At 66.2% G+C, this 21,727-nt stretch carries 17 protein-coding genes and 1 tRNA gene; 6 read left to right on the top strand and 12 right to left on the bottom strand.

Translation table 11 applies throughout. From position 1 onward, the window contains the following. Both ACOGXQ_RS13270 and ACOGXQ_RS13265 read right to left on the bottom strand, forming a co-directional pair. Complete coding sequence (locus ACOGXQ_RS13270) at nucleotides 1-1,098, bottom strand: CpaF family protein (protein ID WP_419944119.1); 1,098 nt, start codon at nucleotides 1,096-1,098, stop codon at nucleotides 1-3. Continuing rightward, nucleotides 1,095-1,727 (bottom strand): hypothetical protein, encoded by a 633-nt coding sequence (locus ACOGXQ_RS13265; RefSeq protein WP_419944118.1) that lies wholly within the window; start codon nucleotides 1,725-1,727, stop codon nucleotides 1,095-1,097. The genes ACOGXQ_RS13270 and ACOGXQ_RS13265 overlap by 4 nt, the downstream gene beginning before the upstream one ends. 140 nt (nucleotides 1,728-1,867) lie before the next feature. Here ACOGXQ_RS13265 and ACOGXQ_RS13260 point away from each other — a divergent pair. Then, a tRNA-Sec gene (locus tag ACOGXQ_RS13260) sits at nucleotides 1,868-1,963 on the top strand. Between the two features lie 211 nt (nucleotides 1,964-2,174). On the opposite strand, the gene ACOGXQ_RS13255 is transcribed toward ACOGXQ_RS13260, so the two are convergent. The 7 genes from ACOGXQ_RS13255 to ACOGXQ_RS13225 all read right to left on the bottom strand — a co-directional run bounded on the left by ACOGXQ_RS13255 (nucleotide 2,175) and on the right by ACOGXQ_RS13225 (nucleotide 10,525). Next, complete coding sequence (locus ACOGXQ_RS13255) at nucleotides 2,175-2,333, bottom strand: hypothetical protein (protein ID WP_419944117.1); 159 nt, start codon at nucleotides 2,331-2,333, stop codon at nucleotides 2,175-2,177. A 170-nt stretch (nucleotides 2,334-2,503) separates the two neighbouring features. Then, on the bottom strand, nucleotides 2,504-3,439 hold the full coding sequence (locus ACOGXQ_RS13250) for a sigma-70 family RNA polymerase sigma factor (RefSeq protein WP_419944116.1): 936 nt from the start codon (nucleotides 3,437-3,439) through the stop codon (nucleotides 2,504-2,506). 293 nt (nucleotides 3,440-3,732) lie between these two features. After that, complete coding sequence (locus tag ACOGXQ_RS13245; RefSeq protein ID WP_419944115.1) at nucleotides 3,733-4,935, bottom strand: acyl-CoA dehydrogenase family protein; 1,203 nt, start codon at nucleotides 4,933-4,935, stop codon at nucleotides 3,733-3,735. Between the two features lie 86 nt (nucleotides 4,936-5,021). Further along, nucleotides 5,022-5,402 carry a PIN domain-containing protein gene (locus ACOGXQ_RS13240; RefSeq protein ID WP_419944114.1) on the bottom strand — a complete coding sequence of 127 codons (381 nt, stop codon included), beginning with the start codon at nucleotides 5,400-5,402 and terminating at the stop codon, nucleotides 5,022-5,024. Continuing rightward, complete coding sequence (locus tag ACOGXQ_RS13235) at nucleotides 5,399-5,659, bottom strand: hypothetical protein (RefSeq protein WP_419944113.1); 261 nt, start codon at nucleotides 5,657-5,659, stop codon at nucleotides 5,399-5,401. Before ACOGXQ_RS13235 ends, ACOGXQ_RS13240 begins: the two co-directional genes overlap by 4 nt. 127 nt (nucleotides 5,660-5,786) lie before the next feature. Continuing rightward, nucleotides 5,787-8,732: an AAA domain-containing protein gene (locus ACOGXQ_RS13230; protein ID WP_419944112.1), complete on the bottom strand. Its 2,946-nt coding sequence runs from the start codon at nucleotides 8,730-8,732 to the stop codon at nucleotides 5,787-5,789. 872 nt (nucleotides 8,733-9,604) lie between these two features. Continuing rightward, nucleotides 9,605-10,525, bottom strand: a complete 921-nt coding sequence (locus tag ACOGXQ_RS13225) for a P1 family peptidase (RefSeq protein ID WP_419944111.1) — start codon at nucleotides 10,523-10,525, stop codon at nucleotides 9,605-9,607. 398 nt (nucleotides 10,526-10,923) lie between these two features. Here ACOGXQ_RS13225 and ACOGXQ_RS13220 point away from each other — a divergent pair, with 398 nt between their 5' ends. Next, nucleotides 10,924-11,262, top strand: a complete 339-nt coding sequence (locus tag ACOGXQ_RS13220) for a helix-turn-helix domain-containing protein (RefSeq protein ID WP_419944110.1) — start codon at nucleotides 10,924-10,926, stop codon at nucleotides 11,260-11,262. A gap of 228 nt (nucleotides 11,263-11,490) precedes the next feature. On the opposite strand, the gene ACOGXQ_RS13215 is transcribed toward ACOGXQ_RS13220, so the two are convergent. The 3 genes from ACOGXQ_RS13215 to ACOGXQ_RS13205 form a co-directional block, all read right to left on the bottom strand. Beyond that, entirely contained in the window at nucleotides 11,491-13,344 is a 1,854-nt protein-coding gene (locus ACOGXQ_RS13215; RefSeq protein WP_419944109.1) for a DEAD/DEAH box helicase, read from the bottom strand. Between the two features lie 220 nt (nucleotides 13,345-13,564). After that, nucleotides 13,565-14,671 carry a helicase-related protein gene (locus ACOGXQ_RS13210; protein ID WP_419947396.1) on the bottom strand — a complete coding sequence of 369 codons (1,107 nt, stop codon included), beginning with the start codon at nucleotides 14,669-14,671 and terminating at the stop codon, nucleotides 13,565-13,567. Further along, nucleotides 14,553-16,784, bottom strand: a complete 2,232-nt coding sequence (locus ACOGXQ_RS13205) for a DEAD/DEAH box helicase (protein ID WP_419944108.1) — start codon at nucleotides 16,782-16,784, stop codon at nucleotides 14,553-14,555. The genes ACOGXQ_RS13210 and ACOGXQ_RS13205 overlap by 119 nt, the downstream gene beginning before the upstream one ends. 113 nt (nucleotides 16,785-16,897) lie before the next feature. Here ACOGXQ_RS13205 and ACOGXQ_RS13200 point away from each other — a divergent pair, with 113 nt between their 5' ends. From ACOGXQ_RS13200 to ACOGXQ_RS13185, 4 genes are read left to right on the top strand one after another with little or no spacing between them, the layout of a single operon-like run. Then, nucleotides 16,898-17,677, top strand: coding sequence for a hypothetical protein (locus ACOGXQ_RS13200; RefSeq protein WP_419944107.1), 780 nt, complete (start codon nucleotides 16,898-16,900; stop codon nucleotides 17,675-17,677). Next, the gene (locus ACOGXQ_RS13195; RefSeq protein WP_419944106.1) at nucleotides 17,674-19,758 is read left to right on the top strand and encodes a peptidoglycan-binding protein; all 2,085 of its coding nucleotides are present in this window, start codon (nucleotides 17,674-17,676) and stop codon (nucleotides 19,756-19,758) included. Before ACOGXQ_RS13200 ends, ACOGXQ_RS13195 begins: the two co-directional genes overlap by 4 nt. Further along, complete coding sequence (locus tag ACOGXQ_RS13190) at nucleotides 19,755-20,456, top strand: ABC transporter ATP-binding protein (RefSeq protein WP_419944105.1); 702 nt, start codon at nucleotides 19,755-19,757, stop codon at nucleotides 20,454-20,456. Before ACOGXQ_RS13195 ends, ACOGXQ_RS13190 begins: the two co-directional genes overlap by 4 nt. Continuing rightward, nucleotides 20,428-21,717, top strand: a complete 1,290-nt coding sequence (locus ACOGXQ_RS13185; RefSeq protein ID WP_419944104.1) for an ABC transporter permease — start codon at nucleotides 20,428-20,430, stop codon at nucleotides 21,715-21,717. The genes ACOGXQ_RS13190 and ACOGXQ_RS13185 overlap by 29 nt, the downstream gene beginning before the upstream one ends. The last annotated feature ends 10 nt before the right edge of the window (nucleotides 21,718-21,727 follow it).

Raw genomic sequence — 21,727 nt, 5'->3', positions numbered from 1 at the left:
TCAGGAGGCCACGGCCTGCACACCCATCGCGGCGCGCCGAGGCGGGCCATCGGCGCACACCTCGTAGATCGCCGAGACCGTTCTGCGTCCGTCCGCACCGCGGCTCATGTGGACCAACCCGTCGAGGACCGACGCTATGTGCGCGGCGACATCGCCGACTGCGCCGCCGCCTCGAGCAAGTTGCTCGAGGCGCCACAGCGCGTGAGCGGGATCGTCTGCGTGCAGAGTGGAGACCGAGCCACGGTGCCCCGTCGTGAGCGCCTGCAGCAACGCGGCCGCCTCGGGTCCACGCACCTCGCCGATCACGAGACGATCAGGTCGCATCCGCAGCGCCGTCACCACCAACTCGGCCATGGTCACCGCACCGATCCCGTCGACATTCGGCGGCTGGCCTTCGAGCCTCACGGCGCCCTCGCCCAGCCGTGGCAACTCCGCGGCTTCTTCCACGATCACCAGTCGCTCAGAGGGGGCCACGGCTGCCAGCAGGCTCGCCAGCAGTGAGGTCTTGCCGGTGCTGGTGGGACCGAAGACGATCAGGTTGGCCCGCTGAGCGATGAGACCGCGCAGGCACGCCGCCTCTGCGGGGCCGGCCAGTTCGTCGAGCGCTCGCACGTGAGCGGGAAAGCGCCGCAGCGTGATGTACGGACCGTCGACTGCAACCGGCGGCACCGCGATGTGGCAGCGCGTGCGGTCGTCCAGCCGCACGTCCACCATCGGCAGGCGCCGATCCACGCGGCGTCCGGTGGGTCCCAAGAGGTACTCGACAAGACGGTGCACTTCGGCCGCGCTGATGCGGCCCACCGCCGACAGCTGGCCCCGCCGCTCGATCATGATCGGCCCTGGGCCGTTGATCATCACCTCGGTCACCTCGTCGTCGGACCAGATGTCCGCCAGCGGGCCGGTGCCGGCCAGGCGGGCCAGCACCTCCGAAACGAGCTCGGCGGCGTGGTTGCGGTCGAGCAGCGGTGCCGCAGTGTCCACCGCTGCGACGACATCACGAGGCTCGGGGGCCGGCGCCGGCAGGAACCGCTCGTGGATCTGCTCAACGAACGTCCGGCTCGCCGGGTGATTGCCGACCGCCCGGCTCCTGCGGCTCACAGGAAGACGTCCAGCGACCGTGCCGACTTGGCGCCACGGTCCAGCAGCAGTCCGGCGTCGGCCCAGCGTGAGATCGACCGATCGACGGCGAGGACCGCGTCGGCGTGCCGACCGAGCGCAGCCTCGATGTCGGCGAGGCCCAATGCCCGCTGCGTGTCGGTGAGCACGATGACGTCGTCGACCTCGGGCACCAGGTCACGAGCCCGGTGGAGAGCCTGGTAACAGCAGGTCATCGTGAGCAGTCGCCGCACGCGTGGGCCCGACACCTGGCCGAGAGCTGCCCGGCCGCGCCCCGCATCGATGATGTTGACCCGCGGCTTGCCGCCGAGCAGCGACCACAGCGTCGCCAGCCGCGACTCGTCGATATCGCCGCTGCCGCGCGGCAGCAGGCTGATGCCCGGCGCGACATCTACGGCCAAGGCCGACGCCGCTCCCAGCGACAGCTCCTCCGCGGCGGTCCATTCGGCGATGCCGGGCAGGTCGGGCGCAGTCCCGAGCACCACGCCGAAATCGCCGGTGAGATCGGCCAGCACGACGTCACGTCCAGCACGCTTCGCGCTCACAGCGGCCAGCAGCGCCGTCACGGTGTTGCCGACGCCGCCTTTCGCACCTAGGTAGGCATAGATCATTGATGTCCTCGATAATGATTGAAATTGATTGACAATGCAGTAATCGGAGACTCTTGCCGATACGCGGCAGCGCGGTCAACTTGTTTTCGCGAGACCACTCGCGGTGGCGCGACGGCCCGCGGTGAGCAAAGATGTGCAGCGGAGGTGTCCGAGCGCCTGGTGGGCTCCCCCGCCTTCAAAGCGGGCGGGACGGGTGACCCCCGTCCGGCGGGTTCGATTCCCGTCCACCTCCGCCATCACGAGCGTGCGGAGTCAAGGGCATGTGCGCCTAGCATTCGCTGTGCCGATGACCCCGATCATCCAGCATGACCCCGGTCATCCAGCACCGTCACCCCTCACAGAGGACGAAGCACCATGAAGAAGCTGCTGCTCGCCGTGATCGTCGGCGCTCTGATCGTCATCGTGGTCCGCCGCCTGTCCGAGGCGTAAGCCGACCAGCGCGCCTTGTCAGGCGGGCGCTGCGGCGCCCTGCGGCGCTCGCGCACTCAGCGTCGCCATGCCGAGGACAGCCAAGCTGCCCGGCTCGCCGTTCGCTGCCAGACCCACGACCTGAGTCGAGGCCCCCTCGAGCAGGGCCGAGCAGCCGTGGTGCCAGTGGCCGTGCACGACCAGACGGGTGCCGACACGGCAGGCCGCCGTGCGCGCCTGGGCACTGTTGGCCTTGCCGATCTGGTCGTCACCCCGCCGTGCGTACGGCGATCCCGACAGCGCGAGCGCTCCGGCGGGGACGTCGTGGCTCGGCAGCAGAGCGAGACATGTCCTGCCCCGCCGTCCGTTCAGACCGACAGCAGGTCGCGCGCGCCGGTGTCGGTGCTGGGATGGCGCAGCTTGGACATCGCCCGGGCCTCGATCTGGCGGATGCGCTCACGGGTGAGCTGGAAGTGCTCGCCGACCTCTTCGAGCGTGCGAGGCTCGCCGCGGTCGAGGCCGAAGCGGAGCTTGAGGATCTCGCGCTCCCGCTCGTCGAGCGGCGACAGCAACCGGGTGACCTCGCTCGGGAGCAGCGTGGTGGCCGCCACCTCGAACGGCGACTCGGCGGCGCGGTCCTCCACGACGTCGCCCAGCTCGGCGTCGCTGTCCTCGCGCAGCGGCTCGGACAGCGACAGCGGCTCTGCAGCGAACCGCAGCGCCTCGGTCACCTTCTGCTCGGGCATGTCGACCTCGATCGCCAGCTCGCCGAGCGTGGCGGGGCGGCCGTACTTCAGCTCGAGCCGCGAGCGGGCCTTCTGCAAGCGAGCCAGCGTGTCGCCGGCGTGCACGGGCAGCCGGATCGTGCGGCCGGTATTGGCGATGCCGCGGGTGATCGCCTGGCGGATCCACCACGTCGCGTATGTCGAGAACTTGAAGCCCTTGCGCCAGTCGAACTTCTCGACCGCGTGCATCAGACCTAGGTTGCCTTCCTGGATGAGATCCAGCAGCGGCAACCCGGAGGCTTGGTACTTCTTCGCGATCGACACCACCAGCCGCAGGTTGGACTGCACGAAGGTGCGCTCGGCGCGGGCGCCCTGCTGCTGGGCGCGGACGAGGCGGCGGCGCTGCGCGTTGGAGATGTCGCGAGCCGACTCCAGGGAATTCTTCGCGGCGAGGCCCTTCTCGATCTGCTGTGCGAGCCGGACCTCGTCGTCCTTGTTCAGCAGCGGGTACTGGCCGATGTCGGTCAGGTACAGGCGGACGAGATCTTCCTCGTCACGTTCGACCTTCTCTTTGGCCACCGCGCCGCCTCGCTCGTCGTCCCCCGCTTGCCTGCCCGCCGACAGTCGCTGCTGCTTCCCCCGGTGAGGGGTGAGCGTACCCACGAGTTGCCGCGATGCCTCCGCGCGCCTCTGTCATTCGGCATGGGAACGCGCTCGGGCCACCAGATGTGCGGTGTGCACTCGGGAGGCGCCTCCGTGCTCGGCGGCAGCTCAGCGGCCGGCAAGCACGGCTTCGGGTTTGGCCCGTCGGCATCGTCACCACGCCCGGCATCGATTCGATCAGTACTGCAAGAAATATCCTTCGCTCGCGATCATGCGAGGGCAGCGCGGGCTTCGGCCCAAGTCTTGCCGGACTCCACGTCGACGTCGTGGGGAAGGCCCAGCACCCGCTCGGCAATGATGTTGCGCTGCACCTCAGAGGTGCCGCCGCCGATCGTCAGCGCCGGGCTGAACAGGTAGCCCCCGTGCCAGCCGTTCCAGCCTTCCACCACGGCTTGCGTCTTGGGGAATTGCGGGGAGGTGCCCAGCGGCCCGGTGTCGGCCAGCAGTCCGTGGGCGCCTGAGAGGTCTTTGGCCAGCGTCATGACGTGCTGGCCATGGTCGTCGGCGAGCGCCTTGCGGACGCTGGCCTCGGGCCCGGGCTGGCGGCCCGCCAGACGGGCGCTGAGGGTGCGCAGCCGGATGAGCCGCAGCACCTCGCCTTCGATGTGCAGCTTGGCTGCGCGGTCGCGCAACACCGGGTCGCTGAGCCCGCCGGCGGCCCGAACCACGTTCAGCAGGTCCGCGGCACTGGGGCCGCTGCCCCACAACGCCCCCTCGCCCGACAGTGACACCCGCTCGTTGCCGAGCGTGACTTTGGCCAGCCGCCACCCGTCGTTCTCATCGCCGATTCGGTTCTCCACCGGCAGCTCCATGTCGGTGAAGAACGTCTGGTTGAACGAGTGCGCGGTCGTCATGTCGATGATCGGCCGCAGCTCCAAGCCCGGCGTGTCCATCGGGCAGATGAAGTAGGACACGCCCCGGTGCTTGGGCACATCTGGATCGGTGCGGGCGATGAGGATGCCGAACTTGCTGCGATGCGCACCTGAGGACCAGATCTTCGAGCCGTTCACGATGTAGCGGTCGCCGTCGCGCACGGCGCGGGTGGCCAGGTTCGCGAGATCCGAGCCGCTGTCAGGCTCCGAGAAGAGCTGGCACCAGACCTCCTCGCCAGTCAGGATCGGCCACAGGTAGCGGTCCATCTGCGCCTGATCGCCGCCGTAGATGATCGTCGGGCCCGCCCAGCCCAGCCCGATGCCCCCGGCCAGACGCTTGACCCCGGCCTTCGCGAGCTCCTCGTCGATCAGCAGCTGGGTGATCGGGTCGGCATCGAGGCCGTAGGGCTTCGGCCAGTGCGGCGCCACGTAGCCGGCGTGCGCGAGGGCCTCCTGGCTGGGGCTGCCGTCGTGATCGTCGAGCCAATCACGCACCGCAACCCGGCGAGGATCGTCATCGTCCGGCCAGTCGAAGTCCATGTGCGGACCCTAGCGAAGGGCCCGAAGGCTGAGCCGTGAGGCGACGCCTGGACCCGAGACGCGAACAGGCTCCCGCTCTTGACGTTTCAAGCCTCGACGACCTCAAGAGCCGGGTCGAGATGTCGAAGGTCGTCCGAGTCGGAGGTCACCACACGCTGACCGGCGCGGCGGGCGCACACGACGACATGGGCATCAGCGATATCTGCAGTTCCACTCGCGGCCAATAGGCGGCCTACATCGACGGCATCGGCTCTGTCCAGAGGAACGACGCTGGCACTTGGCGATCGCAGCAGCCGTGCAAGACGTACCTGGCGCTCTGGCCTGCGGATGGTTTGCGCCAACGCCGTCGAGGGAATCGTGATCGCGGCGTCAATCTCGTGAGCGCGTGCCAACAATGCGACAACCTTGCGGCTGCCCCGCTCGAACGCGATTAAACCGCCTGCGTCCAGCACTGCCCCCGGCGTCACGCAGCGGTCTCGGCACGTGCATCAGCAACGCCGAGCATCTCGTCGGCCCACTCGCGTTCAGCGGAAGTCAACGGTCCACCCGACTGCTCCAGCGCATCGGCGAGGACTCTGCCCCACACTGCAGCATCATCGAGAGCTGCACCAACGGCACCCTGCACGAACGCCGAGACGCTCGGCGCGTCCCCTGCCTCAACCAGCGCCTTGACGGATGCGACCTGTTCGGCGCCCAGCGTGACGGTGACCTTCTGAGTTGCCATACCAATCGCCATACTACCGACAAAGCGCCGCTCGCGGTCGCCGTCTTGGGCGACAGCGCGCGAGCGACTAGCTCAGAGGAATCCAACCGTTCGAGCGTGCCGAGCCGAGATCCAAGACTTCATGCGATCAATCGCGGGAATGCCCGAGCGATTCGAGCACGCGATCGCCGCAACCTGAGAGGTTGCGGCCGAGTTCACGACCGCTGAATCGGATCACCGTCCACCCTTCGGCCTCGATCGTCCGGTCACGGACGGCATCTCTGTCCCTGTCTGTGTGGAACGCCGCACCGTCACACTCGATGTCGAGCCGGACTCCGCTTGGGTCGATGGCGAGATCGAGGCGATGGCCAGCAACGCTCACCCCCGCTTGCGCGTCTATGCCCCGTCGAAGCAGTTCGCCGTGAAGTTGCTCCTCCAGCGGGCTGTCGAACGGTCCCGCATCCAAGCGTGCGATGTAGCGGGCAAGCTCAGCGAGAAGATGCTCACCCTGCAGGCACGTGTCAATGTTGCCGACCACAACCAGCCTGCGGCGGGCGCGCGTCAATGCAACGTTCACGAGATTGGGATTCGAAGCGAAATCGATCTGTGATGCGGACATTGACGGACCAACGACCGGCGAGAAGATCATGATGTCGCGTTCATCCCCCTGAAATCGGTGAGCGGTGGCGACTGGCACTTCGCCGGCTCTCGTCTCGCCGAGAACATCTGTCAAACAATCGCGGATCAGTTCTGCTTGGGCTCGGTATGGCGTGACGACGCCGAGTGAGAGCGTGATCTCAGGTATCTGAGCCAACTCGTGCGCCACGACGCCCGCTACTTCCTTGGCTTCACGATCATTGACGAGGCTCAGGCCCCGCCGCCCCGGTACGCAGTCGCTGTCTACGCGCCGCCATTCGATGGCCGGCCGTCCCCGCGGGGGCCGTTCATCTGAACACAAGTCAAGTCGCCGCCCATAGATGCTCTCGTTGGAGAATCCGATGATTGCAGGGTGGGACCGAAAGTGCAGATCAAGCAAGATCGGATCTTCGTTTAGCCGGGATGCCGCCAAGCTGAAGCAACTGCGTGCCCTGTAGCTGAACTCGTCGATGCGGTCCGCCGTTCGCCCTGGGCCTTTACCAAGTCCCCATCGCTGACCGATCGCACGCTCCCGATTGACACCCAAGCTGGTGATGTGAGTGAGCTGATGCGGATCACCGATGATCAGCGCCCGCTTGGCCCGCACCAGCAACGGCAGCACCGAGGCGGCGCTGCATTGTGAGGCTTCGTCGATGACGACCAGGTCAAACATTCCGGACGTCAAGGCAAAATGTGTACGAGCAGACAGGTTGGTCACGGCCCACACTGGCAGCGCGGGCAGCGCTGCAGCCACCATGCCCTTGGATCGGCCTGCCCCGCCGGCGTTGGCTGCTTCGAAGAGAGCGTCTGCGAGGTGGTTCGCCGCTACACGGGCTGGCCCTGTGCTCGCCTGCTGCCAGCGTTGGTTCAGCAATGCTTGGCCAAACCGGTTTCTTTCCGCCGCCAGTCGATGCAGCTCGTCATCGAGGTCGTAGTCCGTCGGCAGACCCGCGAGCGTGGCTTGTCGCTCCGCGATCTGATCCCCGAGCGCCGCTCGAAGTTGCTCGACCCGGCCATCCAACTGTGCCTGCTGATGAGATATCTGCTCCTTGAGCGAGGATATCTTCTCGGCTGCTTCCGCACGGCTCCGAATGACCTCCCGCGCTGTCGCGTGGCGTCGTTGCAGCTTCGCGAAGTCGTTCCAAGGCTGCAGTGACTTCTTCGGCCGCCGCCCAGCGACAGACTGCAACGGCCTTTCGTAGTCCTCACTATCGCCGCCCAGCAGCATTCGGAGTTCGTCGAGTGCCCTGCGCGAGGAGTCGAGTCGCTCCATGTGATTCGCCCAGCGGCGTCGAACTCCAAGCCGTTCGCCGAACCGTTTCAATGCTGTTTCTACCGCTCGCTCTGCGGCGTCGAGTGTTGGCAGGTCGATCTCGACTGGAATATTGCAGCTCTGCACTGGCCGAACAGCGTCCAGATCGGCCCTCAGCCGCTGCAGCGTGTAATCGATAGCGGCCGCTTCCTCATCATCTGTCTTGGGCAGGGCGGCCAATTCGTCCCTTAGGCGCCGCAACTCACGAGTGCACTCAACGCGATGCCGGACGACATCGTGAACCGACTTGACGCGCTGCTGCAACTCCGCCGATTTCTTTGCAGGAAGCGCGTCTTCGGGCGGACGATCGAGAATTGCCCTGATTTCGTTGGCCATCTTGGACCTCTCGCGGGCGGTCCTAGCTCGCACGATGCACGGGTTCGTCGTGGTCTGCCGAAGTCGTTCGAACACGACATCGACTGCTTGATGGTTGTTCGATGCAAATAAGACGGACTCCTCTCGGGCCACGGCGGCAGCGATGACATTGACCAAAACCTGCGACTTGCCGGTCCCGGGCGGTCCGGTCAGTACCGTGAACGGCTCTTCCATGGCGGAGGTCACTGCGCGATCCTGCGCGAGGGACGAATCGACAGCCGTTGGATGTGGCTTCGGGAACGGCGCCTCGGGGGCGCGAGAGCGTCCCAGCAGAACCGCGGCGGGACCCTTCATCAACGGCTCCGGGTCGTTGATGAGTTCTTGCAGGTCGTCTCGCAGCATGCGAGTGATGCGGGGCGATCCCGCTGGCACCATGAGCACTCCGGTGCTATGGATGCCCGAGCGTGCGCCATGCTCAGCAAGCCGGCTCAAATCAAGTTCGGCCAAGCCGTCCACGCCTGCCTCAGCCACCACAAGCAAGATCGCTGACGCACGCTCAGCGGAGTTTCCGGCCTCTTCGACTTCTGGACTCGATTCCACCAGCTGCGCTATCTCGTCGCGCTGTTCTCCGTCAATTCCCAGCAAGTCGAGCGCATACGGGTTGAAGTCGATGCCTGTGCCGTCAGGCTCGACCGACCACCCGTCGTCGGTGCGGGACAAGCGGATCTCGGTGGACAACAGCGGGGCCGCGACTGGCCGCGACGAGCTGCTGTCGCGATCGATTCCAATGACCAATGGCCATCCGGCCAGAACGGCCTCGCCCAACGCCATCGAACGTTGCTGGCACCACCGCGCAGCATCACTTCCTCGCGGAAACTGAGACGGCACAAGGAGCGGATTTGACCCCTGCGTGAACTCCAGGTGCCGCCTCGACTTCAGCCAAATCTGCAGAGAGCCAGCCGCCTCAGCCTCGACGCACTCCATCCAGAAGCCAATGACTTGCGCCGTTGAGTTGGCCGGGGGCCGCGAGCGATCGACAACTGTTTCCTCAGCATGCACCTCAAGCTCGCCGCTGTACTCCTTCGCGCGCCCCTTGACCCGAACGCGCTGTCCCTCAGGCGGTGCCAACCCGGCATCCCACCAAATGACAGTCACGGGGTCGCCCTCGGCGAGAACCAACTGGGCCTTGACGAAGTCGGGCCCGCCCTGCCGAGGCTTGACCCGCCGCGACCGCACCTCACCCGTGATGTCCGCATCGTGTCCCGAACTCAGTTCCATGAATGATCCCTTCGGCCGCCGCAGGGCAGGCGGAGACTGTCGCGCAGCGTCAATCGACTCGACTCGCTAGGCATCTGCGGCAGGCTCGTGGCGGCGCGCCAGCCAACCCGGAGGAGGTTACGCACAAGCACCAGCCTCCGGGCGGACGCGAACAGGCCCCCGCTCGACTGAGCAGGGGCCTGCTGCTACCCGAAGATCATGTTCGCGCCGCCGCCCGAAGGCGGGGCCGCGGCCGCGTGAGGACCAGCACGCGGATCTTGTGGGGTTCGGTGGTCCGGGTTGGAGTCGCCACCTGATGGAGACGTCCCCTTCTCGGAAGCGGGTCGCCTCAGCGCCCGGCCACCTCCAGAGTCCTGTTGCGTTTCGGCATTGCTTGGACCACCCCCTTTCTCTGGTGCAACCAGATTGCCACAGACGCGACCGGATCAGGTAACGAATTCCGATCTGATGGCTCTCGCGACTGCGGCAGCCCCGAGCGTCGCAACCAGGTCAGGCTGGGTGTCCACCTCGCCGGTCGCGAGCAGGAACAGCGCATCGCCGTCGAAATTCGTGTGCGGGGGCTCGATTGCCCGGGCAATGCCCGTGTGCGCCAGGTCGGCCGCACGGCAGGCCTCTGGTTTGGTGAGCCGGGCGTTAGTAACCAAGCAGCCGATGGTGGTATTGGAACGCGCGAACTCGTCTGCGCCTGCATCGCCCCGGCCCGTGAATCCCGGAATCGCCTCAGCGGCGTCGTAGGGATAGCGCGCCGCGCCCGCCTCAGCAGTACAGCCAGCCAGCACGGCCCCATCGGCATCGATGACGTCACCCAAGGCGTTGATCGCCACCAGCGCGCCGACCACAAGGTCTCCGGATCGCTCGACGGCAGCCCCCAATGCACCTGGCACGGCGAAGTCCCGTCCGGCGACCTTGCCGATCGTGCAGCCCCGCCCGACGCCGACACGCCCGGTGGCGGGCTCGTCAGCGCTCGCAGCCTCGCATGCCGCCCAGCCGGCGGCTGAGGTCGGACGCTCGCTGTGCGGCGACTGGATGTCGTACACCACGGCCGCACCCACGACCGGCACGATGCTGTCGCGAATGTCGAGCCCGCGGCCCTCGCTGGCGCACCAGCGCACGACGCCGTCAGCAGCGGCGAGACCGAAAACGCTGTTGCCGCACAACACCACCCCGTGGCACTCGACGCCGGCACCCGTCGAACTGAGCGCAGCTGCCTCGCGGGTCCCGGGTGCGCCGCCGCGCACGGCGATGGCGCCCAATGTGCCTGGCGGCGGGAGCACCACCGTCACGCCGGTGGCTGCGTCGTCGTCAGTCCACGAACCCACCAGCACCGACGGCAACCCCAACGCCATGGCCGCGCACCCTACGCGCCGGGGTTGACAACCGCCGCACCGCTGAGCGGCGCTCGCCGTGCTCGCCCCTTGGCTTCAACTCACTGCCCCGTGTGCGCCCTCTGGCTCAATGGGCTCGTTGCGCCAACGAGTTGCCTCGAATGGAGCCCTCGGAAAACCATGCCTCATCAGGTACCGGGCTAGGGCAATCTGACCGCTATGGACGCTCCGTCCTCAAGCCTCCGTCGATTTCGCTGGCTCGCGCTGTACGCGGCAACGCCAATGATTGGCGATGCACGAGGCGCCAAGAGGCGGGTGAGTATCGCAACGTCCAAACCGCCAGATATTGTAGGGGACAAAATTAGGACAGAATACCTGACATCACGAGGCATTCACCACCGGGCGAAAGAAAAGACCTCATGCCAAATGGAATCGCCGAGCGAGTCAGAGCACTTCAAGAATCCGCACAGCTCACGCAGGACGACATCGGGCGCGTGGTCGGCACATCCGCTCGCACCGTCGCCCGCTGGCATCACGGCGACTGCGCACCCCAGCGGGAAGCCCGGCAGCGCCTCCTCGAATTGGTCTACGTCGCTGAACAGGCGGTCGGCGTCATTCAATCCGCTGACGTGCCGCTCTGGCTATTCGCACCCAACCGTCTGCTCGACCATGACTCGCCAGCGGACCGCATTGCGAGCGGTGACTATCGGACGGTCATCGCTCTCGTTGACGCACTGGCCGAAGGCATCACCGTGTAAACCCACGATGCCGCAGCCGAGCCGGTTGGCGTTCGCGTGACCGGCGCATTCGAACCAGTCACGCTGCGACGGGTGGCATTCCGCCACACATCGCCGGGACGCAATCCGCTCTCAGGCAGCGGTGCCCAGCGGTTCGGCGGCCGCACGTCATCGTCCTCTTCGAAGCCCGCGTCCCGAGCACCCGGGTGCGCGTTGTCACTACGGAGCAACTCGGCTTGCACCTGTGACTCACACTGGCTGCACGGCCAGCAGAGAATCAACGATGGTGCCGCTGCCCGAGACCGCGATCTTGAGCACATCGGTGGCGCGGGTCATGCCGACGTACAGCAGACGCCTCCGCAGCATGTCGTCGGTTCCGGGTCCCGCCCAGATGTCGTCCACTCCAACGATGTAGACCCGGGAGAACTCGAGACCCTTGGCGTGCTGCAATGTCGACAGACGCACCCCAGCGCTCGGCTCGCGCCCGCCAGTTCTGAGGTCTCTGAGCTTGAACGTCGGAATGTTCCGATCGCTGGCCAACTGCTCGATGTCGTCGAGCATGCGCGGATTGCCGGTCAGGATCACCATGTCCGACCAGAGAACCCCATCCTCATCATGCGATCTGCGCAACGCACTACAGACCGCTTTGTAACCCTCGCTCGGCGGCTCAAAATGTCGCACATCTGGCTCGGAGCCCGACCTCTCGGCAGATTCGGGTGGAATGAACGTTGCCGGGTCCTCCTCGTCGCCGCCTTCGGGCACGCCGCCTGCTCGAAGAAAGCCATCAGCGAAGCTGAGTATCTCGTAGGTGTTGCGGTAGTTGACCCGCAGCACTTCCGTGCGTCCGCGGCCGCTGACTTCCGTGGAGTCCGCTGAACCCGGCGGGTGCTGCGCGGGCGGCGGCAAGCCCGGTTGGCGGCAGTAGAGGTTCTGTGCCGAGTCGAGTGCCGCCACAAAGTCATTCCACGGCTGCTTCAGCAACCCGAACGCCATGAGGGTTCGGCTCTTGTCGAGGTCCTGCGCTTCGTCGATCAAGATGGCGTCGTAGCGGTAGCGCTCCGGCACTCTGCCAGCATCGAGCGCTTGGTTCACCTCCTCGATGCGCCGGTCGTACTTGGCATTGCCGAAGTGGTCGGTTTCGACCCCGAGATCCCGGCATATTGCTGATGCCAGCCCATCCACCGTGCGAACAACGACATTGGGACAATCCGAGAGCTGCCGCGCCAACGACGATGCCAGTGGCCGATTGAAGCAGGTCAGCAAGATCCGCCAACGCGGGTGATGTCGCGCCAAGTGCCGTGCCCTGAACAAGAGCACGAGCGTCTTGCCAGAGCCCGCGACCCCCTTGATGACCCGATAGCCCGCTCCGAGATGCTCAGCAAGGCGTTCTTGCCTCCGATCCAGAACTTGAATGACGTCCTCGCCGCCACTGGGGGGCCGAAAGATCAGTTGACCTTGTTCGGCTCGCGCCGTGCGATGCACGACAAGCCGCGGATTGACAGCGGCTCGCACGCGGTTCTCGTCGATGGCGCTCAGTACCGCTCCTGTGTCCAATCGCCGACCGTTCGCATGGGTGAGCACTCGCTCCAAAGCCGCCTCGATCGACGAGGCTGACAGGTCGTCCTGCAGCAGGAACTGATCGAGATTCGTTCGACCTGCAGCCAGCGCCTTGTCCCGAGTCAGCCGTGGAGCTGCGATGGCAAGCGCAATGGGCACTCTTTTGCTGTCCAGACCGTGGTCCGTCAGCCGCCTGCGGGCATCGTCGGACAACTGGCCCAAACGCTCACGGGTCTCCGCAGCGAGACGTCGAATCGTGGCACGGGAACGCCGGTTGGCTGCGAGTGCGCGGACCGTGCTGCCCGGCACAAAATCCAAGAACACAACTCCGAGGTCCGGATGCAAGACCACCAGGTATGGCCTGCCGATGTTGTCTGCAGCTCTGGCAGCGGTCGGATCATCAGAATCCGAATCGGTTTCGTGGTCAGTATGCAGCGTGACCGTGACCTGCTCTGGCAGCCAGTCTCGGAACGCCTGCGCTGCCTGCCGCAGCGGGGCCGGCACTTCCATGTTGTTGACGAGATTGGCGGGAAGCAAGAAGGCCATGCGGACGCGCCACGGTAGCCGCGACAGTTCTCGCTGACGATGAAAGGATCCGTCAGTCAACCCAGTTGGCCTGTCCGCCCTCCTGTGGTCCGTGCTTGTCAGAGCGGCAGCCACGGCAAGCAGCGTTGAGTCGCACTGACCAACAGCCGCTATCAGGTCGGGGTGTTCCCCGCCGTCACTCTCAGTGTGTCCCAGCTGAACTCTGGGCGCTCAATGCGCTCTACGCGCAGACTGCCTGAGCGAAGCAGGCGATCCACCTCGCGTCGGACGCCGCGCTGACCCAATCGTGGCGACCGTCGGCATCCAAACACCGAGCCGCACCAGGCAGCACCCGCACAATTCCCTCCTCGATGATGTCTTCGACGCGCTCCAAGCATCCCTGTTCGGCCAGCAGATGCGCAGCGAGTTCAAGATGGTCGCGGTCGCGGTCTTGGCCAGCAGAACGGCTCCCTGAGAAGCCCTTCAGCGCAGCCGGACCATCCATCTGCTGGCTCGCAATCACCAGGGATTGCCAATGCTGCTTGACGATCTCCAAGTGGGGCGCTGCGTCTCTGACGAAGGACTCATGCACACCGCAATCACCAGGCGTCCTCAGCAAGATGCAGTACCCGACGCTGGGTCCCTTGCCATTGCCGGCACCGCGCACCGCACGTCCTACTTCTTGAACGTAGCTCTCGACCGAGGCGGGCATCTCAAGATGAACGACGACCTCTACGTCGGGTTTGTCGATGCCCAAGCCGAACGCGTTCGTGCCCACGACAATGTCGATCTCACCTGAACGGAAGGCTTCTTCGGTGTGTACTCGTTGCGCCGATGACATGCCGCCGTGATACGGCCGAGCGGTGTGGCCGTCGAGGCGCAGCAGCTCGGACAAGCGAGCGGCAGTCGCTCGACTGGGCACGTACACGATCATCGGCCGTCGCCGGAAGGTCTCCGCTATTCGCATGATGGCGATGTCGCGCTCGTCAAGCGAGTCGCAGTCTTCGACGTAGTAGCGGAGTTCCGCCCGGTTGGGATCCAGCTCAACGATGGCCGGCGCGGTGCCCATGCCGAGGCTCTCGATGATGTCGGCGGTCACGTCGCTGGTGCCAGTTGCCGTCACCGCCAACACAGGCGGGCGCGACCTCGGCGACAGCTCTCGCACCGCTTGCGCGATGGTTCGGTACTCAGGGCGGAAGCTGTGCCCCCACTGCGAGATGCAGTGTGCTTCATCGACAGCCACGGCCGATATCTCGATATCTGCCAACGCCTGCCTCAGACGGCTCGACCACAGACGCTCTGGGGACACATACAGCAGCTTGTAAGCACCGTCGCGGGCGCGGCGCAACACCTCGGCCTGCTCGCTCTGCGGCTGACCAGAACGCAGCTCCGCCTAGCTCCGACTCGATGTGCCGCCAATGGCGCGTGCCAAGCGCCGACATGGGCGGTTCCAAGGCCAGACAACCGCTCAGCCGTCGCAAGTGATCGGCCAATGCCCGGGCAGCGCGGCGCGCTCGTGCGAACTCAGCTCGCCCGGTATCGAGACCAGGCCTCAACCGGTACGAAACGCCAAAGCTGGCCGCTTCGGCCACCGTGACCTCAGTGCGTCCTCTCACGTAGTCGACGACGTGAGAACCGAGCTCCGTGAGCGCTCTGCGGCACTGGACCAGTGCGTCATGCGCCTCGTCGACCCGTTCGTGCGGTGGGCTGGCACCACAGGCCGCGGCATACCTTCGCAGCACTCCGGCTCCGCTGACAGCGTGGGCCACGCAGTCCAACAACGCCGTGAGCGCCACTGATCCCGCTGTCTCGGTCAGCGCGCTCGTGGCGCCGTCTTCAAGGTTGTGACCCTCATCGATGATCACATGCGAGGCCTCTTCAACAACCCGGTCCAGCGTCACCAGCACGGCATGGTTGGCAACCACGATGTCAGCCGTGGAAATGCCGTCGAGCGCACACCGGTAGAAGCACAGGCGATCGGCTTGGTCAGTCGCAAACTCTCGCAGTTCGTCCACGCTCAGACGCGTTCTGAGTTCTCGGACGGGGGGAAACGCAGCTTCGATCTGAGAGATGCTGAGGTCGTCCCAGTCGCCTGTGGCAGTCTGTGTTGCCCAACCGGCCATGATCGCCAGAGCGAGAGCCTCGATAGGTCCCTCGGGACCTGCTTCAATCGCTGCATCGAGGTACCCGACCGAGACGTAGTTGGCGATGCCCTTCAACAACACGCAGCGAATGTCGCCGATGGACTTGCGATAGGTCTCAATATCTGTGAGAAGCTGATCCTGAAGCACCTTGGAATGCGTCGCTACTACGACTGGTCGTCGACGCGCTTGGGCGCATGCGACCGCTGGAACCAAGTAAGCCAGCGTCTTGCCGGTGCCGGTCGGCGCTTCTACAGCCAGACGCCCTGCTGAGGAGGTACTGCTGCGGCTCTCCCGCTGAGAACCGTCAGCAAGCGCAACAAGCACGGCAGCCGCCATCTCACGTTGCTGCGCCCGAAAGGCGCGGCCTTCCCCAGTGACGAGTGCGCCGCCCGGACTCAACGGAGCAAGCACCGACGCTTCATCGAGCCGCACCGCGGCCCGAGCGTGAATGCCGGCCTCGTGAACGGCGCGACGGCCAATACGTGAGGTGGGGTCGCTCGACAAGCCACTGCTGTCGGCCATCCGTGCGGTGTCGGCCTCAAGACAGTCGAGCAGGGACCCATCGGCCGGTGGTGGCTCAAGAAAGCGTGCCCACGGATTGCGTCCAGTTTGAAGGATCTGGCGTTGTAGCTGCCGCACGGGCTCGGATCCGGCGATCGTCTTCAGCATCCGCTCGATCAACAGCACAGTCAGTTCGGCGTCCGGCACAGCGCGATGACGCTCCCGTCGAGGATCCGCGACGTCGAACCACGCAGCCAAGTCGTCGAGGCTGCGACTGGCGGGTGGCATAGACCCGTCCGCATTCGGCCGCAATTCGATGCCGATACGCGGAGCAGCGATATGAGCCAAGTCCAGGCTGTCGAGACGATCGTCATGCAGCGCCGGAACACCGTGGCGTCGGCAAGCCGCATCCAGCACAACAAAGTCGTGAAGTCGACCGTTGTGCGCTACGACCGGTCGTCCGGCGCAGAACTCCGCTAGACCCTCGAGCGCGGCCTGACACGTGATCAAGCCGGCGTCGGGATCTGCGACGTCAACCGCCGCCGCCGAAGGCGACGAGAGTCCTGAGCCCCACACCGAGCTGACCATCTCGCTGCGAACGAGTCGGTGGAATGGGCGCTCGGCCACCAAGTGCCTGCCATCTGGCGCCACTTCGACTCGGCATGCGCCGATCTCGCGGATGTCTTGTTCAGGACCGGTGCCCACCAAAGGCACCGTCTCGATATCGACGACGACGTAGTCGCGCAGCACCGGCGCTACGACCAACCCAAGGCCATGGCCGCGCACCCTACGCGCTGGGTCACCATCTGGGTCCATCCCGGCGATGCGAAGGACCTGCGTGGTCCTTAGCCGGCTCTCAGCCGGTCCTTAGCCTGCTCTCACGATCGGCTCGTACGGTTCGGCTCGCCCGACTCGGAGGTTCTCCCCGCATGCGCCAGCTCTCGTGGACGACACGACTCGCAGTCGCGACGCTCATCGCGCTCATGGTGGCGGCCTGCGGAGGCGACGACTCCAGTGGCCTCGCCACGCTGCAGGGGGCGACGACCACCGCACCCGATGAGACTCTCACGGCTGCCGGCACCGAAGAACCCGCATCCGGGGCGGGAGCGGCGCAGGACAGCGAGGAGACCGGGGCCAGTACCGCAGTCAGCGACTCTGCGGCCGACGACACCGGAACCGACGATTCCCGTGCCAACGAGACTGCTGCTGACGACACGACGTCATCGGACGAGGCCGACGATCTCAGCGACGAGGAACGCCTGCTCGAATTCGCCCAGTGCATGCGCGACAACGACGTCGACTTCCCGGACCCGGTTGTAGAAGCCGACGGCACCATCGCATTCGGTCTGCGACCAGGCAGGGGCGCCGCTCAGGACGGCGAAGGTCTCGAGGCCATCGGCCGCGATCCGGATCTGCCGGCGGCTCGAGCCGCGTGCAGCGAGATCATCGAAGGTCTCGCGCTCGGTCCAGGCGCGCAGAATTTCGACGAGCTCCGGATCGAGCGCGCGGACCGCCTGCTCGAGTTCGCCCAGTGCATGCGCGAAAACGGTGTCGATGTCCCCGACCCCGACCCGAATGCGTTCGGTCCCGGTGGCGGGGGGGGAAGGCCGTTCGGCGGGCTTGATTTCGACGATGCAGACGTGAGCACCGCATTCGAAGTCTGCGGCGATCGGCTTCCCGCTCGGCCGGGCCGCGGCGGCGGGCAGTGACCCCCCAGCGCAAGCGCCGGCTGCTCGGCACAGCAGCAGTGGCCGTCGTTGTCATCACGGCGGTTGCCGTCACGCTGGTCATCGCCTCTGACGACACCGGTCGCGGCACCGATCAGCCAGCAGCAGCCGAGATCAGCACCGCCACGGTCACCCAACGTGATCTCGCCGAGTACCTGGAGATCACCGGGACGCTCGACTACGAGGGAACGGTCACGCTCACATCACGCGACAACGGCGTGCTCATGCATCTCGCGGACGAAGGGACGGTCCTGCGCCGGGGCGAGCAGATCTACTTGGCCCGATACGAGCCGTCGGATGCCGAGACTGCACGCATCCTCGCCGGGGTGGCGTCGGCTCGAGATGCGCTGTCGGCCGCTGCCGACAAGCTGAGCGACGCTGCATCGGGACCCAACGAAGCTGACGTGGCCGCGGCACGGGCCGCAGTGGCGGAGGCCGTCGAGGCCCGCGACCGGCTGATCGAACCGCCGAGTCCTGCCGAGATCAGCAGCGCGGAAGCTGCGGCGGCGGCTGCATCGGAGGCCTTGGACGCACTGGACAACCCCACAGCCGGCGATCTTGCGGCTGCGAGGGCAGAGATCGCCACGGCCGAAGTCAGACTGGCCGATCTGAGAGCAGGGCCGTCGGCAGCCGAAATCAACGCAGCACAAGCGGCAGTGCAAACAGCCAAACAGGCACTGGCCGATCTGAGAGCAGGGCCGTCCGAAGCGGAAATCGACACAGCAGAGGCGGCACGGCTGGCCGCCTGGGAGCGACTCCGAGACGAGCTCCAGTATTCCGACAACGACGTCGAAATCGAGTTGGCCCGAGCTGAACTGCTCACCGCCGAAGAGGCCCTGGCTGACCTGCTGGCAGGCCCATCCGATGCCGAGATCGACGACGCCGAGGCCCGGGTACTGACTGCCGAGGAGACGCTCGCCGAACTTCGCGCCGGGCCGACGCAGGCTGAGATCGACGACGCTGAGGCCCAGGTGCTTGCCGCAAGAGAGCGACTGGACCTGCTCGAGAACCCGACAGAGGTCCAATACGCGCAGGCGCGCGCCGATCTCGACACCGCCAAGGAAGCGCTCGCCGAACTTCGCGCCGGGCCGACGCAGGCTGAGATTGACACGGCCGACGCCTCCATCCTGACGGCCGAGCGCGGCCTTGCAGACCTGCTCGCTGGGGTGACCGGTGCAGAACTCGCAGCGCTCGAAGCCTCCTTGGCCAGTGCTGAAGCGGAGCTGGTCAGCGCCCAAGCGGAAATGGCCGCTCACGGCGAGACCTACCGACCGCTGTACGTCTTGTACGGCAACATCCCGACGTATCGGAACATGGAGGTGGGCCTCGAAGGCCCCGACATCAGGCAGCTCCAAGAGAACCTGGCCAGCTTAGGTTTCGGCGACGAGGCGCTCGAGGTCGACGGTGTCTTCGATGAGCACACCGCAACCGCAGTACGGCGGTGGCAGCAAGAAACCGGACAGCACATCGACGGAGTGGTGAGCACCGCTGACGTGCTCTTCGTCACCGGTCCCTCGGTGATCGGTTCTTGGGAGCAGGGCGTCGAGACCGGTCAAGAGTTGGAGGTCGGCAAAACGCTCGCCTCGCTCACCGTGGTCGAGACTCCCGAGCGTGACGGCATGACGACCACGCAGCGGGTCGCAGCCAATCTGCCGCTCAGCGACCGTGACCTCGTCTCGGTCGGCGTCGAGGTCAACGTGGAGCTGCCGGACGATACCGACCTCGCCGGGACCGTCTCCGCCATCAACCCATCGCCAATACTCGACCCCGAGACGGGCGAGAACGTCGTCGAGGTGACGATCCTGCTGTCCGAGCCCGCCTCGCCGGTGTGGATCGGCGCCACCGTCACCGTCGAGATCACCGAGACACTGATCGCCAACGCCCTGGTGGTGCCCGCCACTGCGCTGCTCGCCCTCGTCGAAGGCGGCAGTGCCGTGGAAGCGCTCGACGCCGACGGCACCACGCGCCTCGTGGGTGTCGAGACCGGGCTGTTCGTCGACGGCGATGTCGAGGTGATCAGCGCTGAACTTGAGGCCGGCATGCGCATTGTGGTTCCGCGGTGAATCCCGCGGCGGCGGCCATCGAACTGCGTGAGGTGTCCAAGCACTACGCCGGTTCACCGCCAGTGATCGCGCTGGATCGGGTGACGGTGCAGATCGGCCAGGGCGAGATGGTTGCCGTCGTCGGGCAGTCGGGCAGCGGCAAGTCCACGATGCTCCACGTCATGGGGACGCTCGACCAGCCGACGAGCGGCTCGGTGCTGATCGAGGGGATCGACACCTCGGCGCTGGTTGACGACCGTCTCGCAGCAATCCGGGGGCGCCGCGTCGGCTTCGTCTTCCAGCGCTTCTTCCTGCTGGCCGGGATTCCCGTCATCGACAACGTCGCGAACGGCTTGCTCTACACCGGCGCCTCGCGCCCCGAACGGCGCACAGCCGCGGCAGCCGTGCTGGAGCGCGTCGGGCTCGGCGACCGCATGTGGCACCGACCCAACGAGCTCTCGGGCGGTGAGACGCAGCGCGTCGCGATCTCGCGGGCGCTCGTGCACGAGCCGGCCTTCATCTTGGCCGACGAGCCCACGGGCAACCTCGACTCGGCGTCATCGGCGTCGATCATGGATCTCTTCCACTCACTGCACTCCGAAGGCCGCACGATCGTGATCGTCACCCACAACGAGTCGATTGCGGCGGCGCTGCCTCGACGACTGGAGATCCTCGACGGACGGCTTGAACATGACATCCGTGTCGGCGCAGGACACTGACGCCGTCGGTGACACCGGAGACCTGGTGACCGCCGAGCCCGCACGGTCGGATCACGGCGCCCCCAACGCCGCCATCGCGCCAAGTCGCCTGCGTCTCGCTGAGGTCATCCGGGTCGGTCTCGGCTCACTCGCAGCCCGCAAGCTGCGTTCTGTGCTGTCGGCCCTGGGCATCGCCATCGGCATCGCGTCGCTGGTCAGCGTGCTCGGCTTGTCAGACTCGTCCAAGTCGGCACTGCTGGACCAGATCGGCGCCCTCGGCACCAATCTGCTGACCGTCGAGGCCGGATCCGGATTCGGTGCCGGTGACGCCGCGCTGCCCGGCACAGCCGTCGCGACCGTCGGACGTGTTGCGACCGTCGAGGCAACGGCAGCCGTGTACAGCGTCGGCGTCGGCGTCTACCGCAACGACCTCGTGCCCGAAGATCGAACGGGCGGGATCAGCGTGTTCGCAACCGATCCGGGCCTGATGGGCACGCTGAACGGCAGCATCGCGCACGGGGTATTCCTCACCGAAGCCACACGGGCGCATCCGGTCGCCGTCGTCGGCGCAGTGGCGGCAGAACGCCTGGGAATTCGCAATCTCGACACTGCGGTCGAGCTCTACCTCGGCGGACGCTGGGTCGAAGTCCTCGGGGTGCTCGAGCCGTTCGCGCTGGCAGCGGACCTCGATCGGGCCGTCCTGATCGGCGACCGCGCTGCGGAGACCTACTACGACATCGAGCTCGCGCCGACGGTCGTCTATGTGCGTGTCGACGAAGACCACATCGACGCGACTCGTGATGTGCTGGCCGGAACGATCGATCCTGAGAATCCAGAAGAAGTCGAGATCAGCCGGCCGTCGGACCTGCTGGAGGCAAGATCGGCAGCCGAGAGTTCCTTCACCGGGTTGTTCCTGGGTCTGGGTGCAGTGGCGCTGCTGGTCGGCGGCATCGGCGTTGCGAACGTCATGGTGATCGGCGTGATCGAACGGCGGGGCGAGATCGGCCTGCGCCGAGCCATCGGGGCGACACGGGCACACATCCGTCGCCAGTTCCTCACCGAAGCCCTGACACTCGCCTCGCTGGGCGGTGCCGTCGGGGTGCTGATGGGAGTGTCGGTGACCTACGTGTACGCGACCACGCAGGGATGGCGGGTGATCATCCCGACGGTGGCACTCGCCGGCGGGATCGCCGCCGCGGTCGCGATCGGAGCGGTCGCAGGCCTCTACCCGGCAATCCGGGCTGCCAAGGTGTCACCGACCGAAGCTCTCCGCTCGGACTGAGTCGCCGGCT

This window comes from Candidatus Poriferisodalis sp., assembly GCF_965208485.1.
GTDB lineage: Bacteria > Actinomycetota > Acidimicrobiia > Acidimicrobiales > Poriferisodalaceae > Poriferisodalis.
Note: the sequence above shows the minus strand (reverse complement) of the source record. Positions and strands in the feature narration are given on the sequence as shown.

What these genes read in the sequence shown, in the direction of transcription:
- ACOGXQ_RS13265 (WP_419944118.1), bottom strand. Translation starts at nt 1,727, where the DNA reads ATGATCTATGCCTACCTAGGTGCGAAAGGCGGCGTCGGCAACACCGTG.
- ACOGXQ_RS13245 (WP_419944115.1), bottom strand. Translation starts at nt 4,935, where the DNA reads ATGGACTTCGACTGGCCGGACGATGACGATCCTCGCCGGGTTGCGGTG.
- ACOGXQ_RS13235 (WP_419944113.1), bottom strand. Translation starts at nt 5,659, where the DNA reads ATGGCAACTCAGAAGGTCACCGTCACGCTGGGCGCCGAACAGGTCGCA.
- ACOGXQ_RS13230 (WP_419944112.1), bottom strand. Translation starts at nt 8,732, where the DNA reads ATGGCGTTGGGCGAGGCCGTTCTGGCCGGATGGCCATTGGTCATTGGA.
- ACOGXQ_RS13225 (WP_419944111.1), bottom strand. Translation starts at nt 10,525, where the DNA reads ATGGCGTTGGGGTTGCCGTCGGTGCTGGTGGGTTCGTGGACTGACGAC.
- ACOGXQ_RS13220 (WP_419944110.1), top strand. Translation starts at nt 10,924, where the DNA reads ATGCCAAATGGAATCGCCGAGCGAGTCAGAGCACTTCAAGAATCCGCA.
- ACOGXQ_RS13215 (WP_419944109.1), bottom strand. Translation starts at nt 13,344, where the DNA reads ATGGCCTTCTTGCTTCCCGCCAATCTCGTCAACAACATGGAAGTGCCG.
- ACOGXQ_RS13205 (WP_419944108.1), bottom strand. Translation starts at nt 16,784, where the DNA reads ATGGACCCAGATGGTGACCCAGCGCGTAGGGTGCGCGGCCATGGCCTT.
- ACOGXQ_RS13200 (WP_419944107.1), top strand. Translation starts at nt 16,898, where the DNA reads ATGCGCCAGCTCTCGTGGACGACACGACTCGCAGTCGCGACGCTCATC.
- ACOGXQ_RS13185 (WP_419944104.1), top strand. Translation starts at nt 20,428, where the DNA reads ATGACATCCGTGTCGGCGCAGGACACTGACGCCGTCGGTGACACCGGA.